Origin of the sequence: Streptomyces sp. NBC_01298 (assembly GCF_035978755.1) — a bacterium.
Taxonomy (GTDB): domain Bacteria; phylum Actinomycetota; class Actinomycetes; order Streptomycetales; family Streptomycetaceae; genus Streptomyces.
This window is the reverse complement of sequence record NZ_CP108414.1, coordinates 7,475,010-7,496,687: the sequence shown is the minus strand read 5'-3', so window position 1 is coordinate 7,496,687 and position 21,678 is coordinate 7,475,010. Positions and strand designations below refer to the sequence as shown.

The window sequence follows — 21,678 nt, the reverse complement described above, 5'->3', positions numbered from 1 at the left end:
TCCATCCAGGAAACCGTGCCAACTAATCAACGTTCCACCCTGAGCTGACCGTGCAGAACGTTTGTCTGCAATCGGTACTGTGCTCCTTAGAAAGGAGGTGATCCAGCCGCACCTTCCGGTACGGCTACCTTGTTACGACTTCGTCCCAATCGCCAGTCCCACCTTCGACAGCTCCCTCCCTTACGGGTTGGGCCACCGGCTTCGGGTGTTACCGACTTTCGTGACGTGACGGGCGGTGTGTACAAGGCCCGGGAACGTATTCACCGCAGCAATGCTGATCTGCGATTACTAGCAACTCCGACTTCATGGGGTCGAGTTGCAGACCCCAATCCGAACTGAGACCGGCTTTTTGAGATTCGCTCCACCTCACGGTATCGCAGCTCATTGTACCGGCCATTGTAGCACGTGTGCAGCCCAAGACATAAGGGGCATGATGACTTGACGTCGTCCCCACCTTCCTCCGAGTTGACCCCGGCGGTCTCCTGTGAGTCCCCATCACCCCGAAGGGCATGCTGGCAACACAGGACAAGGGTTGCGCTCGTTGCGGGACTTAACCCAACATCTCACGACACGAGCTGACGACAGCCATGCACCACCTGTATACCGACCACAAGGGGGGCACTATCTCTAATGCTTTCCGGTATATGTCAAGCCTTGGTAAGGTTCTTCGCGTTGCGTCGAATTAAGCCACATGCTCCGCTGCTTGTGCGGGCCCCCGTCAATTCCTTTGAGTTTTAGCCTTGCGGCCGTACTCCCCAGGCGGGGAACTTAATGCGTTAGCTGCGGCACCGACGACGTGGAATGTCGCCAACACCTAGTTCCCAACGTTTACGGCGTGGACTACCAGGGTATCTAATCCTGTTCGCTCCCCACGCTTTCGCTCCTCAGCGTCAGTAATGGCCCAGAGATCCGCCTTCGCCACCGGTGTTCCTCCTGATATCTGCGCATTTCACCGCTACACCAGGAATTCCGATCTCCCCTACCACACTCTAGCTAGCCCGTATCGAATGCAGACCCGAGGTTAAGCCTCGGGCTTTCACATCCGACGTGACAAGCCGCCTACGAGCTCTTTACGCCCAATAATTCCGGACAACGCTTGCGCCCTACGTATTACCGCGGCTGCTGGCACGTAGTTAGCCGGCGCTTCTTCTGCAGGTACCGTCACTTTCGCTTCTTCCCTGCTGAAAGAGGTTTACAACCCGAAGGCCGTCATCCCTCACGCGGCGTCGCTGCATCAGGCTTTCGCCCATTGTGCAATATTCCCCACTGCTGCCTCCCGTAGGAGTCTGGGCCGTGTCTCAGTCCCAGTGTGGCCGGTCGCCCTCTCAGGCCGGCTACCCGTCGTCGCCTTGGTGGGCCATTACCCCACCAACAAGCTGATAGGCCGCGGGCTCATCCTTCACCGCCGGAGCTTTTAACCCCCGCCCATGCAGGCAGGAGTGTTATCCGGTATTAGACCCCGTTTCCAGGGCTTGTCCCAGAGTGAAGGGCAGATTGCCCACGTGTTACTCACCCGTTCGCCACTAATCCACCCCGAAGGGCTTCATCGTTCGACTTGCATGTGTTAAGCACGCCGCCAGCGTTCGTCCTGAGCCAGGATCAAACTCTCCATGAATGTTTACCCGTAATCGGGTGCACACGCACTTAGAGCGGGACAGTCATGTCGGAATAAGACCGACCGTCCACTGCGTCCTCGCTGTGTAATTGCCTGCAAGCATCACGGCAGAACCGCGACCTCACAGGTCTTTTTCAAAGGAACCTCATCCACCGAAATGGACGGGGTATCAACTTTTTGGCGTTGATTTTTGGCACGCTGTTGAGTTCTCAAGGAACGGACGCTTCCTTTGTACTCACCCTCGCGGGTTTTCCTCCGGGCTTTCGTTCTGTTCTGTTCTTGCGTTTCAGACTCTATCAGAGTCTGTCTCGCTTGTTTCCCGCCTTCCAGGTCATCCGCTTTCGCGTTTTCCCTTTCCGGCGAGTCCGACTCTATCAGTCCTTTTCTTGCTCTCTGACCACTCTCCGAATTGCCAAATAGGCATGCGGAAAGAAGGACAGGTCAAGATCAGAACTAAAGAGAGGAGGAGTCCCGTCCATCGGCCGTTTGCGAAATGTTCACGCGGGGCCTCCTGGCGGGAGTCACGACAGTACAGGTCCACCACAGCCCAGGCAAATCGATTCAGGCGTATGGTCTAGTCCACCGGTCTAGTCCACTAGTCTCCGTGCCGAAGGACCAGTCCGGTTCGGGACCAACATCGGGCGAACCCGAACATCTTGTGACTTATCCTTCTGGAGAGTACGCCGTTCGCGACAGGTAGTGACGGCGACACGACGAAGCCCCACCCCTGGGAGGCCCCCATGACCAGCGTGACGTCCCCACTTGCCGGGACCGCCATCGGACTCGCGGCAGTGCCCGATCCGGTGTTCTCCGGCGCGATGGTGGGACCGGGCACCGCCATTGATCCCGTGCGCGAGCCTTCGGCGGCGGTGTCGCCCGTAGACGGTGTAGTCGTCTCCCTGCACCCGCACGCGTACGTCGTAGTCGACAGCGAGGGCCACGGTGTCCTCACGCACCTGGGCATCGACACCGTTCAGCTCAACGGCGAGGGCTTCGAGCTGCTCGTCAACAAGGGCGACACCGTGACCCGCGGCCAGGAGGTCATTCGTTGGGACCCCGCCGCGGTCGAGGCCGCCGGCAAGTCCCCCATCTGCCCCGTCGTGGCACTTGAAGCGACTGCCGACTCCCTGTCCGGCGTGGTCGAGGCCGGAGACGTCAAGGCCGGGGACGCTCTCTTCGGCTGGCAGTGACCTCGCCTTCTAGACGCACTGGCACATCCAACGCGGCGGGTGGACCCGCCGCTCAATCGGAGACAGGTGAAATGGAGACAACGCTGCGAGGCGTCGGCGTGAGCCACGGTGTGGCGATCGGCGAGGTTCGGCACATGGGCACGGCGGTTCTCGAACCGCCGGCGAAGCAGATCACCGCGGACGAGGCGGAGCGCGAACAGGGGCGCGCCCGTCAGGCCGTGGAAGCTGTATCGGCCGACCTGATCGCCCGGGGCCAGCTGGCCGGTGGCGAGGCCCAGCACGTGCTCGAGGCCCAGGCGATGATCGCCACGGACCCCGAGCTCATGGCGGACGTCGACCGGCGGATCGCCGTCGGCAGCACCGCCGAGCGCGGTGTGTACGACGCGTTCGCCGCCTACCGTGACCTGCTCGCCGGTGCCGGTGAGTACATGGCCGGCCGGGTGGCCGACCTGGACGACGTGCGCAACCGCATCGTCGCGCGCCTGCTCGGCGTGCCGATGCCGGGTGTGCCCGACAGTGACGAGCCGTACGTGCTGATCGCGCGGGACCTGGCTCCCGCGGACACCGCTCTGCTCGACCCGGCGCTGGTCCTCGGCTTCGTGACCGAGGAAGGTGGCCCGACCAGCCACAGCGCGATCCTCGCGCGGGCGCTGGGCGTGCCGGCCATCGTGGCGCTGCCGGGTGCCGGTGAGATCGCCGAGGGTACGGTCATCGCCGTCGACGGCAGCACCGGCGACCTGTTCGTGGAGCCGAGCGCGGCGAAGCGGGCCGAGCTGGAGGCCTCGGCCGCCGAGCGCAAGGCCGCCCTCTCCGCGTCGTCCGGTCCGGGCGCGACGTCCGACGGTCACAAGGTGCCGCTGCTCGCCAACATCGGCGGTCCGGCGGACGTGCCGGCGGCCGTCGATGCCGGGGCCGAGGGTGTGGGCCTGTTCCGCACCGAGTTCCTCTTCCTGGACGACAGCAAGCACGCGCCGACCGAGGAGAAGCAGGTCGAGTCGTACCGCAAGGTCCTCGAAGCCTTCCCCGAGGGTCGTGTGGTCGTACGCGTTCTGGATGCCGGCGCCGACAAGCCGCTGGACTTCCTGACCCCGGCCGACGAGCCGAACCCGGCTCTGGGTGTCCGTGGCCTGCGTTCGCTGCTCGACCACCCGGACGTGCTGCGTACGCAGCTCACCGCGCTGGCCAAGGCCGCCGAGGGGCTGCCGGTCTACCTCGAGGTCATGGCCCCGATGGTGGCCGACCGCATCGACGCCAAGGCGTTCGCGGACGCGTGCCGCGAGGCCGGTCTGAAGGCGAAGTTCGGTGCGATGGTGGAGATCCCCTCCGCCGCGCTGCGGGCGCGCTCGATCCTCCAGGAGGTCGAGTTCCTCTCGCTGGGGACCAACGACCTGGCCCAGTACGCCTTCGCCGCCGACCGTCAGGTCGGTGCCGTATCGCGGCTGCAGGACCCGTGGCAGCCCGCGCTGCTCGACCTGATCGCCATGTCGGCCGATGCCGCCAGGGCCGAGGGCAAGAGCTGTGGCGTCTGTGGCGAGGCCGCCTCCGACCCGCTGCTGGCCTGTGTGCTGACGGGGCTGGGTGTCACCTCTCTTTCGATGGGTGCCGCTTCGATTCCCTACGTGCGGGCGACGCTGGCCAAGTACTCCCTCGCGCAGTGCGAGCGTGCGGCTGCCGCCGCGCGTGCCGCGGACAGCGCCGAGGAGGCCCGGGTGGCCGCCCAGGCGGTCCTGTCCGGCGAGTAGTTCGAGAAGACCGACGTTCGAGGGGCCTTCGCCGGTGGCGGGGGCCCCTCGGTCGTCGCCGGGTGGGCGGGGTGCGCCGGGCTCAGTGGTGCGGGCCCGGGTCGTCCACCTCGTAGCCGGGGCAGTACTCGACGCCGGGCTCGGGGCCCACGGGTTCTCCGGTGTCGGCGTCGGTGCAGTAGGCGTTGAAGACGGCCGCCGCCGAGAGGGGTACCAGGCGGCCCCGGTCCAGGCGCCAGCCGTGGACGCGGTCCCGGTCGCCCTCGGTGGTGGTGCGCAGGACCAGTCCCCCGGGTCCGCCGAGGGCCAGGCCCGCGGCGAGGACGGTCACGAAGTCCAGGCCGTCGCGGCCGTCCACGCGGGGCCGGTCGCGGGGGCCTTCCCCGGTGTCGGCGTGCAGGACCGCCACGAGCTGTTCGTGCCGCGCCGGGACGCTGCACACCAGGTGGTGGTGGCCCGGGCCGGCCCCGTCCACCAGGCGCCGGAGCGCCTCGGCGGCGCGCTCCAGGGAGGCGGTCCCGATGTCCTCCCCGCAGTCGGCGCAGCGGCCCACTTCGGCCAGCAGCGAGCCGGCGTACTCCCAGGTGGCCCGGCGGACGGCCGCGTCCACGAGGAGCGGGACCAGTTCGTCGATGGGCTGGCCGGCATACGGGAGGCCGCCGGTGGCGGCGCCCAGCTCGGCGGTGAAGCGGGTGCGGGACCCGGCGGAGTCCGGGGCCAGTCCGCGGTCCGCGCAGAAGTCGGCGTACTCCACCGGGTCGAAGAGGGCGACCGTGGTGTGGATGCCCTGGGCCGCGAGGGAGCGGAGCAGCCGGTCCACGTGGTCCAGGTAGTCGCGGTGGTCGTCGAAGGCGAAGCTGCGGTATCCACGCATGGCCGCGAAGTCCCCGGCGTCGGCCAGGAGGCCGACGGTGCTGGGGACTTCGCGGCGCAGGGTGCGGCGCCTGCCGGCGCGGACGGGGCGCGGTGGGGTGGTGCGGGTTCCGGTGTCGTTCGAGCGGCGCATGGTTCCCCCTGAGTGAAGCGATCGCTTGCTCACTCAGAGTAATCATCGCCACTGACAGTGACCGTTCGCGTCAGCCGCGGGTGCGGGCGAGCTCCTCGTAGAAGTGCAGGAGGTCGAGGTTGTCGACCGAGCCGGGGTTGACCGCCTTGGCCAGGGGAGCGCCCTGGAGGAGGCGCTTGACCGGGACCTCGATGCGCTTGCCGGTGAGGGTGTGCGGGATGCCCGGCACCTCGATGATCTCGTCGGGGACGTGGCGCGGGGAGAGCTCCTCGCGGATCGTGGCCTTGATCCGCGAGCGGAGGGCCTCGTCGAGGACGGCGCCGGGCACGAGGTGGACGAAGAGCGGCATCCAGTACCCGCCGTTCGGCTCCTCAAGGCCGATGACCAGGGACTCCTTGATTTCGGGGAGTCGCTCGACGGCCTCGTAGATGTCCGCGGAGCCCATCCGGACACCCTGGCGGTTCAGGGTGGAGTCGGAGCGGCCGTGGATGACGACGGAGCCGTGATCGGTGATCGTGATCCAGTCCCCGTGGCGCCAGACTCCGGGGAACATCTCGAAGTAGCTGTCGCGGTAGCGGCTGCCGTCGGGGTCGTTCCAGAAGCGGATCGGCATGGACGGCATGGGGTTGGTGACGACGAGCTCGCCGACCTCGCCGGTCACGGGCTTGCCGGAGGGGTCCCAGGCCTGGAGGTCCGTGCCCAGGCAGGCGGCCTGGAGCTCTCCGATGTGCACCGGGAGGGTGGGGACGGCGCCGGCGAAGCAGCTGCAGACGTCGGTGCCGCCGCTGACGGAGGCGATCCAGAGGTCCTCGGCCACCTCGTCGTGGAGCCAGCGGAAGCCGTCGGGCGGCAGCGGGGATCCGGTGGTCGCCACGCACTTGACGGAGGAGAGGTCGAAGTCGCGGGAGGGGTGGACCTCCGCCTTGCGGCAGGCCATCACGTAGGCGGCCGAGGTTCCGTAGAGGGTGGCCTTGGTCCGCTCCGCGATGCGCCATTGGGCGCCGGTGTCTGGGAAGCCCGGGCTGCCGTCGTAGAGCACGACGGTGGTGCCGGTGAGCAGGCCGGAGACGAGGAAGTTCCACATCATCCAGCCGGTGGAGGTGTACCAGAAGAAGCGGTCCTCGGGGCCCAGGTCGCAGTGCAGGCCGAGCTGCTTGAGGTGTTCGAGGAGGATGCCGCCCTGCGACTGGACGATGGCCTTGGGCAGGCCGGTGGTGCCGGAGGAGTAGAGGACCCAGAGCGGGTGGTCGAAGGGGACCGGCTCGAAGACCGGCTCCGCGTCGCCCGAGGTGAGGGCCGACCAGTCGAGGGCGCCCGCGGGGGCCGGCGTACCGAGGAGCGGGATGTGCACGACGGCGCGCAGGGAGGGGAGCTCGGCGCGCAGTTCGGCGACGGTGTCGCGGCGGTCGTGTTCCTTGCCGCCGTAGCGGTAGCCGTCGATGGTGAAGAGGACCACCGGCTCCACCTGCTGGAAGCGGTCCAGGACGCTGCGGGCGCCGAAATCGGGGGCGCAGGAGGTCCAGACGGCGCCGACGGCGGCGGTGGCGAGGAGCGCGGTGACGGCCTCGGGGATGTTGGGGAGGTAACCGCTGACCCGGTCGCCGGGGCGCACGCCCAGGGCGCGCAGTTCCGCGGCGAGCGCGCCGACCTGGCGGCTGAGCTCGGCCCAGGTGACGGGGGTGGGCTCGTGGGTCTCGTCCACGTACAGCAGGGCCGCGTCGGCGGCGCGGGCCGGGTCCTCGGCGGCGCGCAGGGCGTGCTCGGCGTAGTTGAGGGTGGCGCCCTCGAACCAGACCGCGCCGGGCATGGACCGGTCCGCGAGGACGGCCTCGTACGGGGTGGTGAACCGTACGTCGAACCACTCGGCGACGGCCTGCCAGAAGGTGTCCAGCTCGTCGACGGACCAGCTGTGCAGGGCCGGGTAGCCGCCGTCCGCGGGGGCGCCGTGGTGTTCGGCGGCCCAGGCCTGGAAGGCGGTGATCCGGGCCGCGGCGATCCGGTCGGGGCCCGGGGACCAGAGGGGCTCGGAGGAGGTGGCTGCTGCGGTCATGCGTCGGCTCCCGGTCACGTCTGCGGTTCGCGCCTCGTGGGCGTGGCGTGGTGTGGCGTCTGGTGTGGCATGTGGTGTTCGTACGGTGCCATCGCGCGCGGGGTGTGCGCACGGGGGCTCACAGGGACGATGCCATGTGATCGACATCCGCACCAGAGCCGTCATCGGCGGTCGGCCGTGATCCTTTCGCGGGTGAACGGCAGTTGAACGGCGCCTTCTGGGGCGGGTCGCGGTGGCAGGGTTGCGCCATGGACGGTCGTGGGCTGGTGCGTGCGGTGAAGGACCTCGGCGACGAGCGGGGGCGGCGCGCGTGGCGTTCCGCGTGGCGCAACCGGCGCGTGGACGCGGCGGGGCTCGCGCCCCGGGGCGTCGAGCGGGCGCGGGTGCCCGGTCTGCTGACCGGTACGGAGGCCCGGCCGGGCGGTGGGGTGCTCCGGTTCACCCGTTCGGAGCTACTGGTGCGGGTCACCGTGGGCGGGGCGGTGTTCTGGGGCTGGGACGGGGCCGCGCCGGCGCCCTCGTACGCGGTGGTCGCCAGCGGGCCGGAGCCCGATCCGCGCGCCGAGCTGGAGCCGGACACCGACGGCGGCTGGCGGGTGGTGTCGGAGCGGGTGACGGTGGCGGTGTCCCGGCACGGGGCGGTGGAGGTGCGCACCCCCGGCGGGACGGTGCTGCGGCGGGATCTGCCGCCGCGGTGGTGGGACCCGGTGGGCGTGGGGTCCGCCGGGGCCGAAGGGGATGCGGCCGAGCCGGGCAGCGCGGGCGGGGCGGCCGGGGGCGGGCCGGACGAGGTCGGGGCGGACACGGGCGGTGCGGACCGGGACGGGGCGGACGGGGACGGGCGGGACGGCGGCGGGGTGGCGGGCGGCGGCTCGCGGTGGCTGTTGCGGAGCGAGGTGGCGGCGGACGCGCGGGTGTTCGGGCTGGGCGGGCGGGCGGTGGGGCCGCGGTTGCGGGACGGGAGCTACCGACTGTGGAACACCGATCCCGAAGGCGGGTTCGGGGGCGCGGACGGTTCCGGCGAGGAGCCCCTCTACATCACGATGCCGGTGCAGCTGGTGGTCGCGGACGCGGGCACGCACCTGGTGTTCCACGACAACTCCTGGGACGGGCGGGTGGTGTTGCGGGAGGGCGAGGAGGGCGCGGGATCGGGGGCGGACCGGCCGGGCTCCTGCGAACTGCGCATGGAGGGCGGCCCCTTGCGGTGCTGGGTGCTGGTGGGGCCGCCCGGGCGCGTGCTGCAGGGCTGGTCCGGACTGACGGGCGGGGCCGCCGTGCCGCCGGAGTGGGCGCTCGGGTACCAGCACGCGCGGTGGGGGTTCGGGAGTGCGGCGGAGGTCCGCCGGATCGTGGCGGGCTACGCCGAGCGGGGGCTGCCGCTGTCGGCCGTCCATCTGGACATCGACCACTACGACGGCCACCGGGTCTTCACCGTGGACCGCGAGCGGTTTCCCGATCTGCCGAAGCTGGCGCGGGAGTTGGCGGACGGCGGTGTTCGACTGGTCTCCATCGTCGACCCGGCGGTGAAGACGGGCGACCCGCTGCACGCCGCGGGGCTGGCGGTCGGGGCGCACGGGGCGTTCGTACGGGACGCCGCGGGGCGGGAGGTCCGGGGCGAGGTGTGGCCGGGCGAGTGCGCGTACCCGGACTTCACGGATCCGGCGGTGCGGCGGTGGTGGGGTGAGCTGTACGCGGAGCGGCTCGCGCAGGGCTTCGCCGGGGTCTGGCACGACATGAACGAGCCGGTGTCCTTCGCCCCGTTCGGGGACCGGACGCTCCCCCGGTCGGCGCGGCACGCGCTGGAGGGGGCCGGCGGGGACCACCGGGAGGCGCACAACGTGTACGCCCTCGCGATGGCCCGCGCGGGCTGGGAGGGACTCGTACGGCTGCGCCCGGCCGAGCGGCCGTTCCTCTTCTCCCGGTCGGGGTGGGCGGGGATGCAGCGGTACGGGGGCACGTGGTCGGGTGACGTGGAGAGCAGCTGGGACGGGCTGCGGGCCTCGCTGGCGCTGGTACTGGGCCTCGGACTGTGCGGGGTGCCGTACTCGGGGCCGGACGTCGGCGGCTTCTGGGGCTCGCCCTCCCCGGAGTTGTACCTGCGGTGGCTGCAACTGGGCTCCTACCTGCCGCTGTTCCGGACCCACTCGGCGATCTGGGCCGGGCGCAGGGAACCGTGGGAGTTCGGGGAGGAGACCACCCGGGCCGCGCGGGCCGTCCTGGCGGAACGGGAGCGGCTGCGCCCGTACTTCGTGACGCTGGCCCATATGGCGCGCAGGACCGGGGCGCCGTACGTACGGCCGCTGTGGTGGGGGGCTCCGGAGGACCGCGCGCTACGGGACTGCGAGGACGCGTTCCTGCTGGGTGACGCCCTGTTGGTGGCGCCGGTGCTGGAGTGCGGGTCGGACCGGCGGGCGGTGCGGCTGCCGCGCGGGCGCTGGTACGACACGGTGACGGGCCTGGCGTACGAGGGGCCGGGCCAGATCCTGCTGGACGCCCCGGCGGACCGGATCCCGGTACTGGCGCGGGCCGGCTCGCTGCTGCCGGTGCGGGCGGCCGACGGGTCGGTGGCCCTGGAGGCGTGGGCTCCGGCGCGGGGGCGCACGGGCGGCGGGGTGGTGATCCGGGACCCGGGGCCGGGCTTCGAGCCGGTCGAGGTGGAGCGGTACGTGGTGCGGTGGGCCGGGGACGCGGTGGTGGTGGAGGACGAGGCCGGGGAGCGGGTGGACGGGGTGGTGCTGCGGGGGCTCTAGGGCCTGTCGTCAAACTCCCGTCGTCGCCCGCGGCAGGCGGGAGTTTGACGACAGGCCCTAGGAGGGTGCCGACTGCTGGGCCCGGAGGTGCCGGTCCACCGGGGCGCTCGGAGGCGCGGGCCCCGGCGGACCGGTCCGGGGTCAGCCGTCGATGCGGTGCGTGGTCCAGAACGAGGTCAGGTCCGTGGTCGTGGCGGCCTGGGCGGCCGCTTTGAACTCGGCCGTGGTCGAGACTCCGTACCAGTGCGAAGTGGCGTAGTCCTTCAGCAGCTTGGCCATCGCGGTGTCGCCGAGGACCCTGCGCAGGTCGTGCAGGGCGCACTTGCCGTACCCGTAGATGACGGTGGAGTAGCGGGAGGAGTGGGTGTCCCAGTAGGCCATCGAGTTGCTGATCTTCTCGGCCGACGAGGCCCAGGAGGTGCTGTTCCAGCAGCTCGCGCCGGTCTTGTTCTGTGCGAGGTCGGTGGCGTAGTCGGTGAACGCCTCGTCCAGCCACGGATTGTTGTACTGGTCGTCGCCGACGATGCCGTACCACCACTGGTGGGCGATCTCGTGGGTGAGCGCCGTGGTGCTGACCAGGTCGAGGACGAACCCGGGGTATTCCATGCCGCCGAACCAGAAGTTGTTGTCGATCACCGCGTCCAGTTCGCCGTACGGGTAGGCCCCGAACCGGGCGGAGTGGGCGTCCACGGCGGACTTGGCCGTAGTGAGCATCGACTGGGAGTCCGCCGCGCTGATGCCCGAGACGGAGTAGACGTTGACCGGGGTTCCGGCGGCGGAGGTTCCGGAGATCTTGCTGAACGGGCCGGCCGCCCAGGCGAAGTCGCGCACCTTGGAGGCGGTGGCGGTGGTCACCGTGCGCCCGCTGGTGCCCGGGGTGTCCACCGATGCGCCGGTGGCCGGTACGAGCAGGCCGCTCGGGTGGTCGAGGGCGACGCTGAAGTCGGCGGCCAGGGAGTAGAACGACTCGCCGTTGTTCGTGTACGGGTCCAGGTGCCAGCCGGCCCCGTCCCGGACCGCGAGCACGGGCAGGGCGTTGCCGATGAAGCTGAAGGCCCCGTCGTGGCCGAAGCGGTCGGCGCCGCTGGGCACGGTGATGCCGAGGTCGAAGCCGATCGTGGCGCTCTGGCCCTGGGTCAGCGGCGCCGGCAGGTCGATCTTGAGCGCGGTGCAGTTGACGGACAGGGCGCCCGCCGTGCCGCCGGTGACGTTGCTGACCACGATGGGCATCGCGGCGCAGGTCCCGTGGTAGTTGTCCCACAGCCTCAGGTACACCTCGCCGAGCGGGGTGGCGGAGGTGTTGGTGAAGCTCGCGCTCTGGTGACCGGTCCAGACGGTGCCGGCCGCGTCGCTGCTCAGGCTGACGGTGTAGGCGGGAGCCGCCGGGGTGCGCGTGGAGTCCCCGGGCGGGGTGGTGCCGCCGGAGGTGTCGAGGGCGATGTCGTCGAGGACGAAGTTGGTCTTGAGGCTGGAGTCCTCCGTGCCGGTGAAGGCGAGGCTCACGGTCTGGCCGGCGAACGCGGAGACGTCGAAGGACTTCTGGACGTAGCCGGTGTTCTTGTCGAGGTTCGAGTACGTCGCCAGCGTCGTCGTGCCGATCTTCGCCGTCAGCTTGTCGTACTTGGTCGACGTCGTGGTCTCGGCGGTGTCGACGTGCATCCAGAAGGTGAGGCTCGCACTGCTGCACCCGGAGGGGATGGTGACGCTCTGGGAGAGCGTGTCGGTGTGGGTGCTGCCGACGCCGTTCAGCCAGGCGAAGTACGTACCGCCGTGGGCGCTCTGGCCGGTGCGGTTGGTGATCAGGCCGGTCTGCGACTGGGTCCAGGGTGACGCTCCGCCTTCGAAGCCGCCGTTGGCGACCACTTGGGCGGGGGTACAGGCGGCGGGCGCCGCTGCCGCCGAGGTGGCGGGCAGGGCGGCTGCTACCAGCGCGGCGATGGCGAACGCACTCGCCGCGAGGGCCTTGTGGGGGGTGGCTCTCACGCGAAACTCCTTTGAGGCGGCCGGGGTTGCGGCCTGCTCGGTGGCTGCTGCCCGGCCGGCCTGGGTGCGCCGGAGGGCAGCCGCGGGGGTGACGGCTGCCGGGAAGCCTGGCAGATTTGACCGGAGCATGCCATCAGAGGCAGGTAAAGGGTTCGTTCTCCGAACGGTGAGTTCCTCTGGGCGGTACCGCTCAGCGGTAACGGCCCTCGAACCAGGCCCCGGCCACCGCCGTGTGCAGGGGGAACGCCAGCGGCTCCGGGCCGCGCAGGACGTGCCAGCCGGTGGTTTCGTCCGTCGGGACCGACGCCGGGAGGGACGCGGCCGGGCGGACGGGCAGGAGGCCGAAGACCAGCAGGTGGCCGGCCGGGGAGCTGAGGGTGTCGGCGAGGGCGACCTCGGAGGCCGGGGCGTGGATGCCGGTCTCCTCGCGGAGTTCGCGGACCACCGACTCGCGCCAGTCCTCGCCGAAGTCCATGAATCCGCCGGGCAGGGCGACGGCGCCGAGGGCGGGCTCGATGGTGCGGGTGATGACCACCAGACCGGTGCCGAGCTCGTCCTCCACGGGGAGCAGGGCGACGGCGACCGGGAGGGGGTTGCGGTAGGCGACCGCGCCGCACGAGGGGCAGGTACGGGGCCAGTCGGCCGAGTCGAACAGGGCTCCACAGGCGGAGCAGTGCGAGTCCTTCAGGTGCGCCGGCATGCGGCGATGGTATGCCAAGGGACATGCGGATGGCGGTTGTTGCGGGATGGGTGGGCGGGCTGCTGGGCGTGCTGGCGGCGGTGGCCGCGCCAGCGGGCGTGGCCGCGCCGGGGACGGTGGGGGCGGTGGGGGCGGTGAGCGGCCCCGCCGCGCGGACCGGGGTGGCGGCCGCGTCCCGGGCCGCGCCCGGTGGGACCGGTGGGACCGGTGCGCCCGGTGGCCCCGGCGGGCGGGCCTCCTTCGCCGTCGGGTTCGTGGCCGTTGCCGAGGTGGACGCGAGCATCGGGCAGGAGATGCGGTACGCCACCCCGCACAATTTCACCGGGGCGGTCGTGGACGGCTACGACGAGCCCGTCTGCCTGCTCGCCCGGCCCGCCGCCGAGGCGCTGCGGCGGGCGCAGCGCGAGGTGCTGCGCCGCGGGTACTCGCTGCTGGTGCACGACTGCTACCGGCCGCAGCGGGCCGTCGACCGGTTCGTGCGGTGGGCCCGGGACGGGGCCGATCAGTCGACCAAGGCGGAGTTCTATCCGGGGGTGGCCAAGGACCGGCTGATCCCGGAGGGGTACATCGCCGAGCGGTCCGGGCACAGCCGCGGCAGCACCGTCGACGTGACCTTGGCGGAGCTCGGCCGGGGGGCGCTCGACCTGGGGACTCCCTTCGACTTCTTCGACCCGCTCGCGCACACCGACAGCCCTCGGGTGACCGGGGCGGCCCGCGAACGCCGTGATCTCCTCAAGCGGGTGCTCGGCCGGCAGGGGTTCGTGAACCTGCCCCAGGAGTGGTGGCATTTCACGTACGCGCCGGAGTCGTTCCCGGCCACGTATTTCGATTTCCCCGTCTCTGTCGCCTCCGTTCACCGCTGAGTACCGTGCCCGCATGACATTCAGTTCGTACGAGGAGTTCTGGCCCTACTACGTCGCCATGCACTCCCGCGCCGCCACCCGCTGGATCCATCTCGCCGGTACCCTCACCGGCCTCGCGCTCTCCGCCTACGGGCTGGCCCGCGGCCGGAAGCGGTACATCGCCGCGCTGCCCCTGATCGGGTACGGGACCGCGTGGCCGGCGCATTTCCTGATCGAGCGGAACAACCCCGCCAGCTTCGGCAGTCCGGGATGGTCGTTGCGCGGGGACGCTCAGATGATCCGGATGATGCTGGCCGGGCGGGACGCGGAGCTCGGCGAGATCGCGCGGAAGTGGCTCGCCGAGAACCCGTGCGAGGAGTGCGGCACCGGGGGTGCGTTCCCGAGCGTTCCCTGACAGACTCCTGACGGATCGTCAGATGCCTGTTTCGGGAGGGGTCTTGGAACGCACACGTACACCCGTGGTCAGCGGGTGGTTCAGCGGGGACTACGCAGACGGCACAGCCGAAACGGACGGCGGGTACGGCGGGTTCCGGCTGCTCGGCACCCGGTGCTCCGCCTGCGCCGCCGTGTTCTTCCCGCGCGAGGACGCGTACTGCCGCAATCCGCACTGCCCGGGCGGCGGCGAGCTCGCCGAGACCCCGCTGTCCCCGCGCGGCCGGGTCTGGTCCTACACCGACGGGCGGTACCGGCCGCCCGCGCCGTACGTGTCCGACCCGGACGCGCCCTGGACCCCGTACACCCTGGTCGCCGTGGAGCTGGAGGCCGAGGGGATGGTCGTGCTGGGGCAGACGGTGCCCGGGGTGGGCGTCGCCGACCTGGCGGTCGGGATGGAGGTCGAGGTGGTCGGCGGCGTGCTGAACGAGGACCCCGACGGGAACACGTGGACCACCTGGCACTTCCGGCCGGTGGGGGTGGAACTGTGAGCACCGACATCGCCGTCCTCGGGGCCGGCATGCACCCGTGGGGCAAGTGGGGCCGCAGCTTCGTCGAGTACGGACGGGCCGCGGCGCGGGCCGCGCTCGCCGACGCCGGGCTGGACTGGACCGACGTGCAGTCCATCGTGGGGGCCGACACCGTCCGGTCGGGCTACCCCGGCTACGTGGCCGGAGCCACCTTCGCGCAGGCGCTGGGCTGGCAGGGAGCCCGCGTGACCAGCGTGTACGCGGCCTGCGCGTCCGGCGCCCAGGCCATCGGCGCGGCCCGGGCGCAGATCCTGGCCGGGCTCGCCGACGTGGTGCTGGTGGTCGGGGCGGACGCCGCCCCGAAGGGGTTCTTCGCGCCCGCGGGAGGGGACCGGCCGGACGACCCGGACTGGCTGCGCTTCCGGGTCCTGGGGGCCACGAACCCGGCGTACTTCGCGCTGTACGCCCGGCGCCGGATGGCCCTGTACGGGGACACCGGTGAGGACTTCGCGCAGGTCAAGGTGAAGAACGCGGCGGCCGGTCTGCTGAACCCGAACGCCCGCTACCGCAAGGCCGTGACGGCCGAGGAGGTGGCCGCCTCGGCGATCGTCGCCGATCCGCTGCGGCTGCTCGACATCTGCGCCACCTCCGACGGGGGCGCGGCGCTGGTGCTGAGCAGCATGGACTTCGCGCGCTCGCGGGGTGTCCTGGACCCGGTGCGGATCCGGGCCGTGTCCACGGTGACGCCCACGTATCCCCGTACCGTCCTGGACCTGCCGGACATCGCCACCGACTCGGTGACGGCCGTGGCGGCGACTCCCGGCTCCTTCCGGGCCTCGATCGCGCGGGCCGCGTACGAGGAGGCGGGGCTCGGGCCGGACGACCTCTCGCTGGCCGAGGTCTACGACCTGTCGACCGCGCTGGAGCTGGAGTGGTACGAGGACATCGGCCTGTGCGGGGAGGGCGAGGGGGCCAAGCTCGTGCGCGAGGGCGCGACGGCGCTCGGCGGGCGGATCCCCGTCAACACCAGTGGTGGACTGGCGTCGTTCGGGGAGGCTGTGCCGGCGCAGGCCATCGCCCAGGTCTGTGAGCTGACCTGGCAGCTCCGGGGCACGGCCGGAGAGCGGCAGGTGGCGGGGGCACGGGTCGGAATCACCGCGAACCAGGGGCTGTTCGGGCACGGATCGGCGGTCGTCGCCGTGCGCTGAGCGGCCGTCCCCCGCGGCCGCCCGGCTCCCGGTGGGCCGCTGAACAGCGGCTGCTGTCCGAACGCTTGACGGTCCCCAGCGGCGGGTTCACACTCTCTCCACGGTCCCGCGCCGCCACCGGGACACCCGGATCCCCCCATGAGAGCTGCGGCCCGTACCCCAGTCGGCGGGGGTACGGGCCGCCTCCATGTCGCGGCCCGGTGCGGAGGCCTCCCTACGGCGTGGTCAGGCTCGCGCGGCGGGCTCTGGCCAGGGTCATCGCGTGTTCCACGACTCCCACCAGGACGTCCTTCACCGATTCCCGGTCGCGTGCGTCGCACAGCAGCACCGGCACCTCGGGGGTGAGGTCCAGGGCTGCCCGTACGGCCACCACGGGGTACCGCTCGGCTCCCTCGAAGCAGTTCACGGCGACCACGAAGGGGATCTCGCGGCGCTCGAAGTAGTCGATGGCGGCGAAGCAGTCGGAGAGGCGCCGGGTGTCCGCGAGGACGACGGCGCCGAGCGAGCCCTGGGCCAGCTCGTCCCACAGGAACCAGAAGCGGTCCTGTCCGGGTGTGCCGAACAGGTACAGCACCAGGTCCTCGCGCAGCGTGATGCGCCCGAAGTCCATGGCCACCGTGGTGGTGCTCTTGCCCTCCACCCCCTGGGTGTCGTCGATGCCGCGGCCCGGCTCGGAGAGGCGTTCCTCCGTCCGGAGCGGTCTGATCTCGCTCACCGCACTGACCAGGGTGGTCTTGCCCACCCCGAAACCGCCCGCGACCAGGATTTTCAGGGTCAGCGGCTCGACCGGCGTCACGGCATGCATGGCGCCGGTGCGGCTAGAGCGCCCGAAGGCCATCGATCACCTCACGCAGAATGGATTCGTCGGGCAGTTCGGCCGGGGGGACCGGCCGGGTCACGTGCACCAGTTCGTCGTCGACGAGATCTCCGATCAGGACGCGTACGACCCCGACCGCGAGGTCGAGTTCGGCCGCTATCTCCGCCACGGACTGCGGGCGGAGCAGGCAGAGGCCGAGGATGTCGGCGTGTTCCGGGGACAGGGTGGTGTCCCAGACCGGGTCGTCGGCCGCGGATTCCGCGACCACCAGTGCGATCAGGTCGAGGCGGTGCTGTCCGGCGTGGCTGGTCCGGCCGCGGGTCATCGCGTACGGACGCACCACGGGACCGGCGTCGTCGTCGAACCACTGGCCGGCCGCGGCGTCGGAGCCGGCAGCGGTGCCTGGGATGTGGGCGGGGTGGTCCTGGCCTGGATCGCTCATGCCGTCCGACTCACCCTCCGGCGGGCAGCCCGGTGCGCGGGGCGGTCGCCAGGTGGTCACCGACCCGCTTGACCATGAGGGTCATCTCGTACGCGACCTGGCCGACGTCGGAGTCGGCGTCGGCCAGGACCGCCAGACAGCTTCCGTCGCCGGCCGCCATGACGAAGAGGAACGCCTCGTCCAGCTCGACCACGGTCTGGCGGACCCTGCCGGAGTCGAAGTGGCGGCCGACGCCCTTGGCGAGGCTGTGGAAGCCGGAGGCCACGGCGGCCAGGTGCTCGCTGTCCTCCCGGGTGAGGTCCTTGGAGCTGCCGGTGGGCAGGCCGTCCCCGGAGAGGACCACGGCCTTGCGGATGCTGGCGACCCGGTCGACGAGCTCGTCGAGGAGCCAGTTGAGGGGGCCGGAACCACGGCCCCTGGTGTCGTTGCCGGACTGCGGTGCGGTCATCGACCGTCCCTTTCGCTCTCGCATCCGGGACCGGTGGCGGCAGGGGTGCCGGCCTCGGTCACGGACTGGTGTGGTGCGTGTGGCTGCGCGTGCTGCGTCTGGTCGGCGGGCTGGACCGCCGATGCGGGCTGCTCGCTCCGCTCCGACAGCTCGGTCCGCTCCGACAGCTCGGTCCGCTCCGACAGCTCGGTCCGTTCCGACTGCTCGGTCCGTTCCGACTGCTCGGTCCGTTCCGCCTGCTGCCGCGCGTGGTGGTCGCGGCCCGCGGTCCAGCCGCGCTGGAGCGAGGACATGCGCCGGCGCACGTCCTCGGCGTCGCGGTCGGCCACCGGGTCGCCCGCGGCTTCGGCGGCTGCCTGGGCCGGGGCGTCCTTGAGCTGGGGCGCGAGGCTGGCCTGACGGATCCGCCGGGGCAGGGTCGCGCCGGGGGGAGCGGCCGCGGGGTGCGCGGGGCCGTTCGGCACCGGACCCGTCTGCGCGTCCGGGACCGCCGAGACCGGACGGGGCTCCACGCGGCGGCCGTGTTCGGCCACCAGGGTCGGGGTGGGGCGGCGCCGCGGGAGCGGGACCGCGCCGGGCGAACGGGCGCCGTCGGGGCGGGGTGACTCCGCCCGCGCCGGTTCCAGGCGGACCGGGCCGGTGGGAGGCAGGGGCTCCCGGTCCCGCTCCCGGTGGCCGCGGTCGCGGAAGCCCTCCCGGGCGGAATCGCGGTCGCCGTGCCGGGCTCCGGCCCGCTCGGCGGGGGCCTCGGTGGAACGCTCGCCCTTCCACAGGCCCGTACGGTCGCCGGAGCCGTCGGCGGGCCGCTCGCCCATGCGGTCCGCGCCGCGGTCGCCCTTGCGGGGGCCGCCGCGGTCGGTGTGCTTGTCGGTGTGGGGCCGGGCCGCCGGGGGCAGTCCGAGCAGGGAGCCCCGCGAAATGCCGTTCGGCGGGGTCTCGTCGTCGAGGGTGGCCATGGCGGGCCTGCCCTTGGCTCCGGAGAGCCCGGTGAGCCCGATCGCTCCGGTGGAGCCCGTGATGCCCGTGGGGACGTCCTCAGGGGCCGGGACGGGCTCGTCCAGCCCCAGCATGCCGATCGGGGCCTCCAGCTCGACGGGACCGCGCAGTTCGGCGCCGGCCGGGAGCCTGCGGTCGCCGGCGCCCCGCTCGGCCACGGCCTTCGGACGGGCGGAGCCGACCGGGCCGCCGGCCGCCCTGCCGCCGGCCAGCCGGATGCCGGTGCCGTTGGTGTCGGGAGCCTCCGTCAGCAGGGCCACCGGGAGGAAGACCACCGCGGTGGTGCCTCCGTAGGGGCTGATCTGGAGGCGGACCTTGACCTCGTGCCGGTGCGCGAGGCGGCTGACGACGAACAGGCCGAGCCGGTCGGTGTCGGAGAGTTCGAACTCGGAGGTCTCGGTGAGCCGGAGGTTCGCGTCGAAGAGCGCCTCGGGGGTCATGCCGAGGCCCCGGTCGTGGATCTCCAGGGTGAAGCCGTTGGCCACGCGCTCGCCGAGGACCTGGACCCCCGTGTGCGGCGGGGAGAAGACGGTGGCGTTCTCCAGGAGTTCGGCGATGAGGTGGGTGACGTCGGCGACGGCCGGGCCGGCGATGCCCAGGCGCGGCAGCCGGCGCACCTCGATGCGCTCGTAGTCCTCCACCTCGGCGACGGCGGCCCGTACGACGTCCATCAGCTGGACGGGCTTGCGCCACTGGCGGGAGGGCGCAGCGCCGGAGAGGATCACCAGGCCCTCGGCGTGGCGGCGCATGCGGGTGGTCATGTGGTCGAGGCGGAAGAGGTCGGCGAGCTCCTCGGTGTCCTCGGTGCGCCGCTCCATGGTGTCGAGCAGGGTGAGCTGGCGGTGCAGCAGCACCTGGTTGCGGCGGGCCAGGTTGACGAACACCTCGGACACCCCGCGACGGAGCTCGGCCTGCTTGACGGCGGCCTCGATGGCCGCGCGCTGGAGGGAGTTGAGGGCCTGGCCGACCTGGCCGACCTCGTCCTTCTCGTACTCCAGGCGGGGCGCCTCGGTCTCCACGTCCACGTGCTCGCCCGCGGCGAGACGGCGCATCACGCCGGGGAGGCGGATGCCGGAGACCTCGTGGGCCTCCTTGCGGAGCCGGGACAGGTCGCGGATCAGGTCGCGGCCGATGCGCACGGACAGGACGAGGGAGACGACGAGGGCGATGAACCCGAGCACGCCGGCGAGGGCGGCCTGGACCAGGACGTCCATGGCCACGGGCTCGACGCGCTTCTGGTAGCGGTCGCCCGCGGCGGTGCCCATGACGGCGAGGTCGCCGAGCACCTTTCCGGCGGCCTCGTCCCAATGGGCCACGGGGACGTTGCGCGGGCTGTGGGTCGGGCCCTGGACGAGGAATCGTTCCTCTGCCTCGCGCAGGGCGCGGCTCTCCGGGTTGTTCCAGTACTGCTCGAACTGCTCCCGGTCGGCGGCCGGGAGGATCGCGAGGTTGAACTCGTAGAGCAGCTTGCGGTTGGCCACGAAGTCGGAGACGCGCCGGATGTCCGCCGAACTCACGTTGCGGGCGGCGAGGGCGCCCGCGACGAGGGCGTCCTCGCGCGAGAGCGTCTCGCGGGCGCGGGTGATCCCGACGAGGGCGCGGCCCTGCTTGTCCATCTCCACGTCCTGGAGCGCGTGGAGGTTCATGAGGAAGTCGTAGCAGGGGTCCACGAGCCGGTTGTAGAGCTCCAGCGCCTGGTTGGTGTCGACGGAGCCCCCGTCCACCGCGCCGCGCAGCGCTCCGATGCCGTGGAAGGCCTCGAGGATGGAGTTCAGGTGCTGGGCGGTGGCCGGGGTGAGCTCGTCGACGACCTCGGGGTCCCGTGCGTCGGCGGAGATCCTGTCGACCGCCTCGTCGGTGGCCGCGCGGCTCCTGGCCAGCTCGGTGGTGGCGTTGGAGGCGCGCGGGTCGCCGATGACCACCAGGGTCTGGCGGCGCTCCTTCTGGATGACGCGGACGACGTCCTCAATGGGGTAGCCGACCTTGTCGATGACGTAGGCGACACCGAGCAGTTGGACGGCCTGGCGGCCGGTGATCACCGTTGCGAAGCCCCAGAGGGCGGTCAGGGAGACGAGCGGCACAAGGAGCAACGCCACGATCTTCCGGCGGATGGACTTCCCGCGAAAGCGCATGGCCTCCCCAGCCTCCCCCAGCTCAACCCCGTTACCGGGGGTTGGTGTTCCGTCATTTAAACGGCGTGAGCCTACTACTGCCACAGGGAACCTTCGAAGACCTGTCCGGACGTTTTCGGCCTGACCCCTGGGCGAAGATCACGAGTTGTCCGATAGTTCCGGGGAAGTGCGGCCCGATATGTGGCACATGACACTCCGTGGGGCCTCGGTTCCCGTAGTGGAATGGATGGCTGGAATTCTTCGTTCCGCGACACTTCGGGGCCTCCGGCGGGTCCGGGATCCGGGAATCTCTCGGGCCCTTCGTGCGTCTACCTGTTCGGGGCGGGCATGAGCGGCCGCGGAGAGGGCAGGGAGCCGACCATGGCGAAGAGGTACGAGGACGACGGCGCGGGGTCCGGAGGCGGGCGGGGGCAGACGCTGTGGGTGGACCAGCCCGCGGGGCAGCGGCGGATGCCGGACCCGGTGCGGAGGTCCGCCGTGCGGGCGGTGCTGATCGTCGCCGTCACGCTGACGGCGGCGACGATCGCCTTCTTCCTGACGGTCACCGGCTCCTGGCTGGCCCTTCCGCTGTCGCTGGGCGCGATAGCGGGGACCGTGGTGGCCACCTGGGGCGTGCTCGACGTACTGATCACCCGGCAGGCGTGGAACCAGCGGTACGGAGTCCTCTCGGAGCCCAGCAGCACGGCGCGGGGCCGGCGCCGCGAGCGCCGCAGGGCGCGCCGGGAGGCCCGCTCGGCGCCGCCGCTGCCGCCCCGCATACCGGTGCGGGGCGAGGCGACGGGCATCTGGCCGCCGCCCACGGGCACCGGGCGGGGCTGAGGCGCGCGCGGCAGG

16 protein-coding genes and 1 rRNA gene are annotated in these 21,678 nt (G+C 71.4%); 8 read left to right on the top strand and 9 right to left on the bottom strand.

Going from position 1 to position 21,678, the window contains the following annotated elements:
* Window positions 1–90 precede the first annotated feature (90 nt).
* A 16S ribosomal RNA gene (locus OG730_RS34110) occupies window positions 91–1,615 on the bottom strand.
* Between the two features lie 740 nt (window positions 1,616–2,355).
* Here OG730_RS34110 and OG730_RS34105 point away from each other — a divergent pair.
* Window positions 2,356–2,805 carry a PTS sugar transporter subunit IIA gene (locus OG730_RS34105; protein WP_327307836.1) on the top strand — a complete coding sequence of 150 codons (450 nt, stop codon included), beginning with the start codon at window positions 2,356–2,358 and terminating at the stop codon, window positions 2,803–2,805.
* A gap of 71 nt (window positions 2,806–2,876) precedes the next feature.
* Window positions 2,877–4,547 carry a phosphoenolpyruvate--protein phosphotransferase gene (gene ptsP, locus OG730_RS34100; RefSeq protein WP_327307835.1) on the top strand — a complete coding sequence of 557 codons (1,671 nt, stop codon included), beginning with the start codon at window positions 2,877–2,879 and terminating at the stop codon, window positions 4,545–4,547.
* A gap of 82 nt (window positions 4,548–4,629) precedes the next feature.
* Here ptsP and OG730_RS34095 read toward each other — a convergent pair whose 3' ends face one another.
* Complete coding sequence (locus tag OG730_RS34095) at window positions 4,630–5,553, bottom strand: DUF8829 domain-containing protein (protein WP_327307834.1); 924 nt, start codon at window positions 5,551–5,553, stop codon at window positions 4,630–4,632.
* 70 nt (window positions 5,554–5,623) lie between these two features.
* Window positions 5,624–7,603, bottom strand: coding sequence for an acetoacetate--CoA ligase (locus OG730_RS34090; RefSeq protein ID WP_327307833.1), 1,980 nt, complete (start codon window positions 7,601–7,603; stop codon window positions 5,624–5,626).
* 248 nt (window positions 7,604–7,851) lie between these two features.
* Here OG730_RS34090 and OG730_RS34085 point away from each other — a divergent pair, with 248 nt between their 5' ends.
* Window positions 7,852–10,353: a glycoside hydrolase family 31 protein gene (locus tag OG730_RS34085; RefSeq protein ID WP_327307832.1), complete on the top strand. Its 2,502-nt coding sequence runs from the start codon at window positions 7,852–7,854 to the stop codon at window positions 10,351–10,353.
* Between the two features lie 141 nt (window positions 10,354–10,494).
* Here OG730_RS34085 and OG730_RS34080 read toward each other — a convergent pair whose 3' ends face one another.
* A complete protein-coding gene (locus OG730_RS34080; protein WP_327307831.1) occupies window positions 10,495–12,336 on the bottom strand; it encodes a M1 family aminopeptidase in 1,842 nt (613 codons plus the stop codon).
* 190 nt (window positions 12,337–12,526) lie between these two features.
* Complete coding sequence (locus OG730_RS34075; protein ID WP_327307830.1) at window positions 12,527–13,036, bottom strand: NUDIX domain-containing protein; 510 nt, start codon at window positions 13,034–13,036, stop codon at window positions 12,527–12,529.
* A gap of 29 nt (window positions 13,037–13,065) precedes the next feature.
* On the opposite strand from OG730_RS34075, the gene OG730_RS34070 reads away from it, so the two are divergent.
* The 4 genes from OG730_RS34070 to OG730_RS34055 all read left to right on the top strand — a co-directional run bounded on the left by OG730_RS34070 (window position 13,066) and on the right by OG730_RS34055 (window position 16,009).
* Window positions 13,066–13,899, top strand: a complete 834-nt coding sequence (locus tag OG730_RS34070; RefSeq protein ID WP_327307829.1) for a M15 family metallopeptidase — start codon at window positions 13,066–13,068, stop codon at window positions 13,897–13,899.
* Between the two features lie 13 nt (window positions 13,900–13,912).
* Window positions 13,913–14,293, top strand: a complete 381-nt coding sequence (locus OG730_RS34065) for an Mpo1-like protein (RefSeq protein ID WP_327307828.1) — start codon at window positions 13,913–13,915, stop codon at window positions 14,291–14,293.
* A gap of 64 nt (window positions 14,294–14,357) precedes the next feature.
* The gene (locus OG730_RS34060) at window positions 14,358–14,822 is read left to right on the top strand and encodes a Zn-ribbon domain-containing OB-fold protein (protein WP_442815230.1); all 465 of its coding nucleotides are present in this window, start codon (window positions 14,358–14,360) and stop codon (window positions 14,820–14,822) included.
* Window positions 14,819–16,009, top strand: coding sequence for a lipid-transfer protein (locus tag OG730_RS34055; RefSeq protein ID WP_327307826.1), 1,191 nt, complete (start codon window positions 14,819–14,821; stop codon window positions 16,007–16,009). The genes OG730_RS34060 and OG730_RS34055 overlap by 4 nt, the downstream gene beginning before the upstream one ends.
* A gap of 214 nt (window positions 16,010–16,223) precedes the next feature.
* Here the strand turns inward: OG730_RS34055 and OG730_RS34050 are convergent, their stop codons facing one another.
* Genes OG730_RS34050 through OG730_RS34035 form a run of 4 tightly spaced genes read right to left on the bottom strand, consistent with a single transcriptional unit; the run spans window position 16,224 to window position 20,808 of the window.
* Window positions 16,224–16,847, bottom strand: a complete 624-nt coding sequence (locus tag OG730_RS34050) for a GTP-binding protein (protein WP_327307825.1) — start codon at window positions 16,845–16,847, stop codon at window positions 16,224–16,226.
* On the bottom strand, window positions 16,828–17,268 hold the full coding sequence (locus tag OG730_RS34045; RefSeq protein WP_327307824.1) for a DUF742 domain-containing protein: 441 nt from the start codon (window positions 17,266–17,268) through the stop codon (window positions 16,828–16,830). Before OG730_RS34045 ends, OG730_RS34050 begins: the two co-directional genes overlap by 20 nt.
* A 10-nt stretch (window positions 17,269–17,278) precedes the next feature.
* Window positions 17,279–17,716 carry a roadblock/LC7 domain-containing protein gene (locus OG730_RS34040; protein ID WP_243341589.1) on the bottom strand — a complete coding sequence of 146 codons (438 nt, stop codon included), beginning with the start codon at window positions 17,714–17,716 and terminating at the stop codon, window positions 17,279–17,281.
* The gene (locus OG730_RS34035; RefSeq protein WP_327309537.1) at window positions 17,713–20,808 is read right to left on the bottom strand and encodes a nitrate- and nitrite sensing domain-containing protein; all 3,096 of its coding nucleotides are present in this window, start codon (window positions 20,806–20,808) and stop codon (window positions 17,713–17,715) included. Before OG730_RS34035 ends, OG730_RS34040 begins: the two co-directional genes overlap by 4 nt.
* 396 nt (window positions 20,809–21,204) lie before the next feature.
* Between OG730_RS34035 and OG730_RS34030 the strand changes: the two genes are divergently transcribed.
* Window positions 21,205–21,663, top strand: coding sequence for a hypothetical protein (locus OG730_RS34030; protein ID WP_327307823.1), 459 nt, complete (start codon window positions 21,205–21,207; stop codon window positions 21,661–21,663).
* The last annotated feature ends 15 nt before the right edge of the window (window positions 21,664–21,678 follow it).

What these genes read in the sequence shown, in the direction of transcription:
- OG730_RS34050 (WP_327307825.1), bottom strand. Translation starts at nt 16,847, where the DNA reads ATGGCCTTCGGGCGCTCTAGCCGCACCGGCGCCATGCATGCCGTGACG.
- OG730_RS34045 (WP_327307824.1), bottom strand. Translation starts at nt 17,268, where the DNA reads ATGAGCGATCCAGGCCAGGACCACCCCGCCCACATCCCAGGCACCGCT.
- OG730_RS34030 (WP_327307823.1), top strand. Translation starts at nt 21,205, where the DNA reads ATGGCGAAGAGGTACGAGGACGACGGCGCGGGGTCCGGAGGCGGGCGG.
- OG730_RS34040 (WP_243341589.1), bottom strand. Translation starts at nt 17,716, where the DNA reads ATGACCGCACCGCAGTCCGGCAACGACACCAGGGGCCGTGGTTCCGGC.
- OG730_RS34090 (WP_327307833.1), bottom strand. Translation starts at nt 7,603, where the DNA reads ATGACCGCAGCAGCCACCTCCTCCGAGCCCCTCTGGTCCCCGGGCCCC.
- OG730_RS34075 (WP_327307830.1), bottom strand. Translation starts at nt 13,036, where the DNA reads ATGCCGGCGCACCTGAAGGACTCGCACTGCTCCGCCTGTGGAGCCCTG.
- ptsP (WP_327307835.1), top strand. Translation starts at nt 2,877, where the DNA reads ATGGAGACAACGCTGCGAGGCGTCGGCGTGAGCCACGGTGTGGCGATC.
- OG730_RS34085 (WP_327307832.1), top strand. Translation starts at nt 7,852, where the DNA reads ATGGACGGTCGTGGGCTGGTGCGTGCGGTGAAGGACCTCGGCGACGAG.
- OG730_RS34095 (WP_327307834.1), bottom strand. Translation starts at nt 5,553, where the DNA reads ATGCGCCGCTCGAACGACACCGGAACCCGCACCACCCCACCGCGCCCC.
- OG730_RS34065 (WP_327307828.1), top strand. Translation starts at nt 13,913, where the DNA reads ATGACATTCAGTTCGTACGAGGAGTTCTGGCCCTACTACGTCGCCATG.
- OG730_RS34070 (WP_327307829.1), top strand. Translation starts at nt 13,066, where the DNA reads ATGGCGGTTGTTGCGGGATGGGTGGGCGGGCTGCTGGGCGTGCTGGCG.
- OG730_RS34105 (WP_327307836.1), top strand. Translation starts at nt 2,356, where the DNA reads ATGACCAGCGTGACGTCCCCACTTGCCGGGACCGCCATCGGACTCGCG.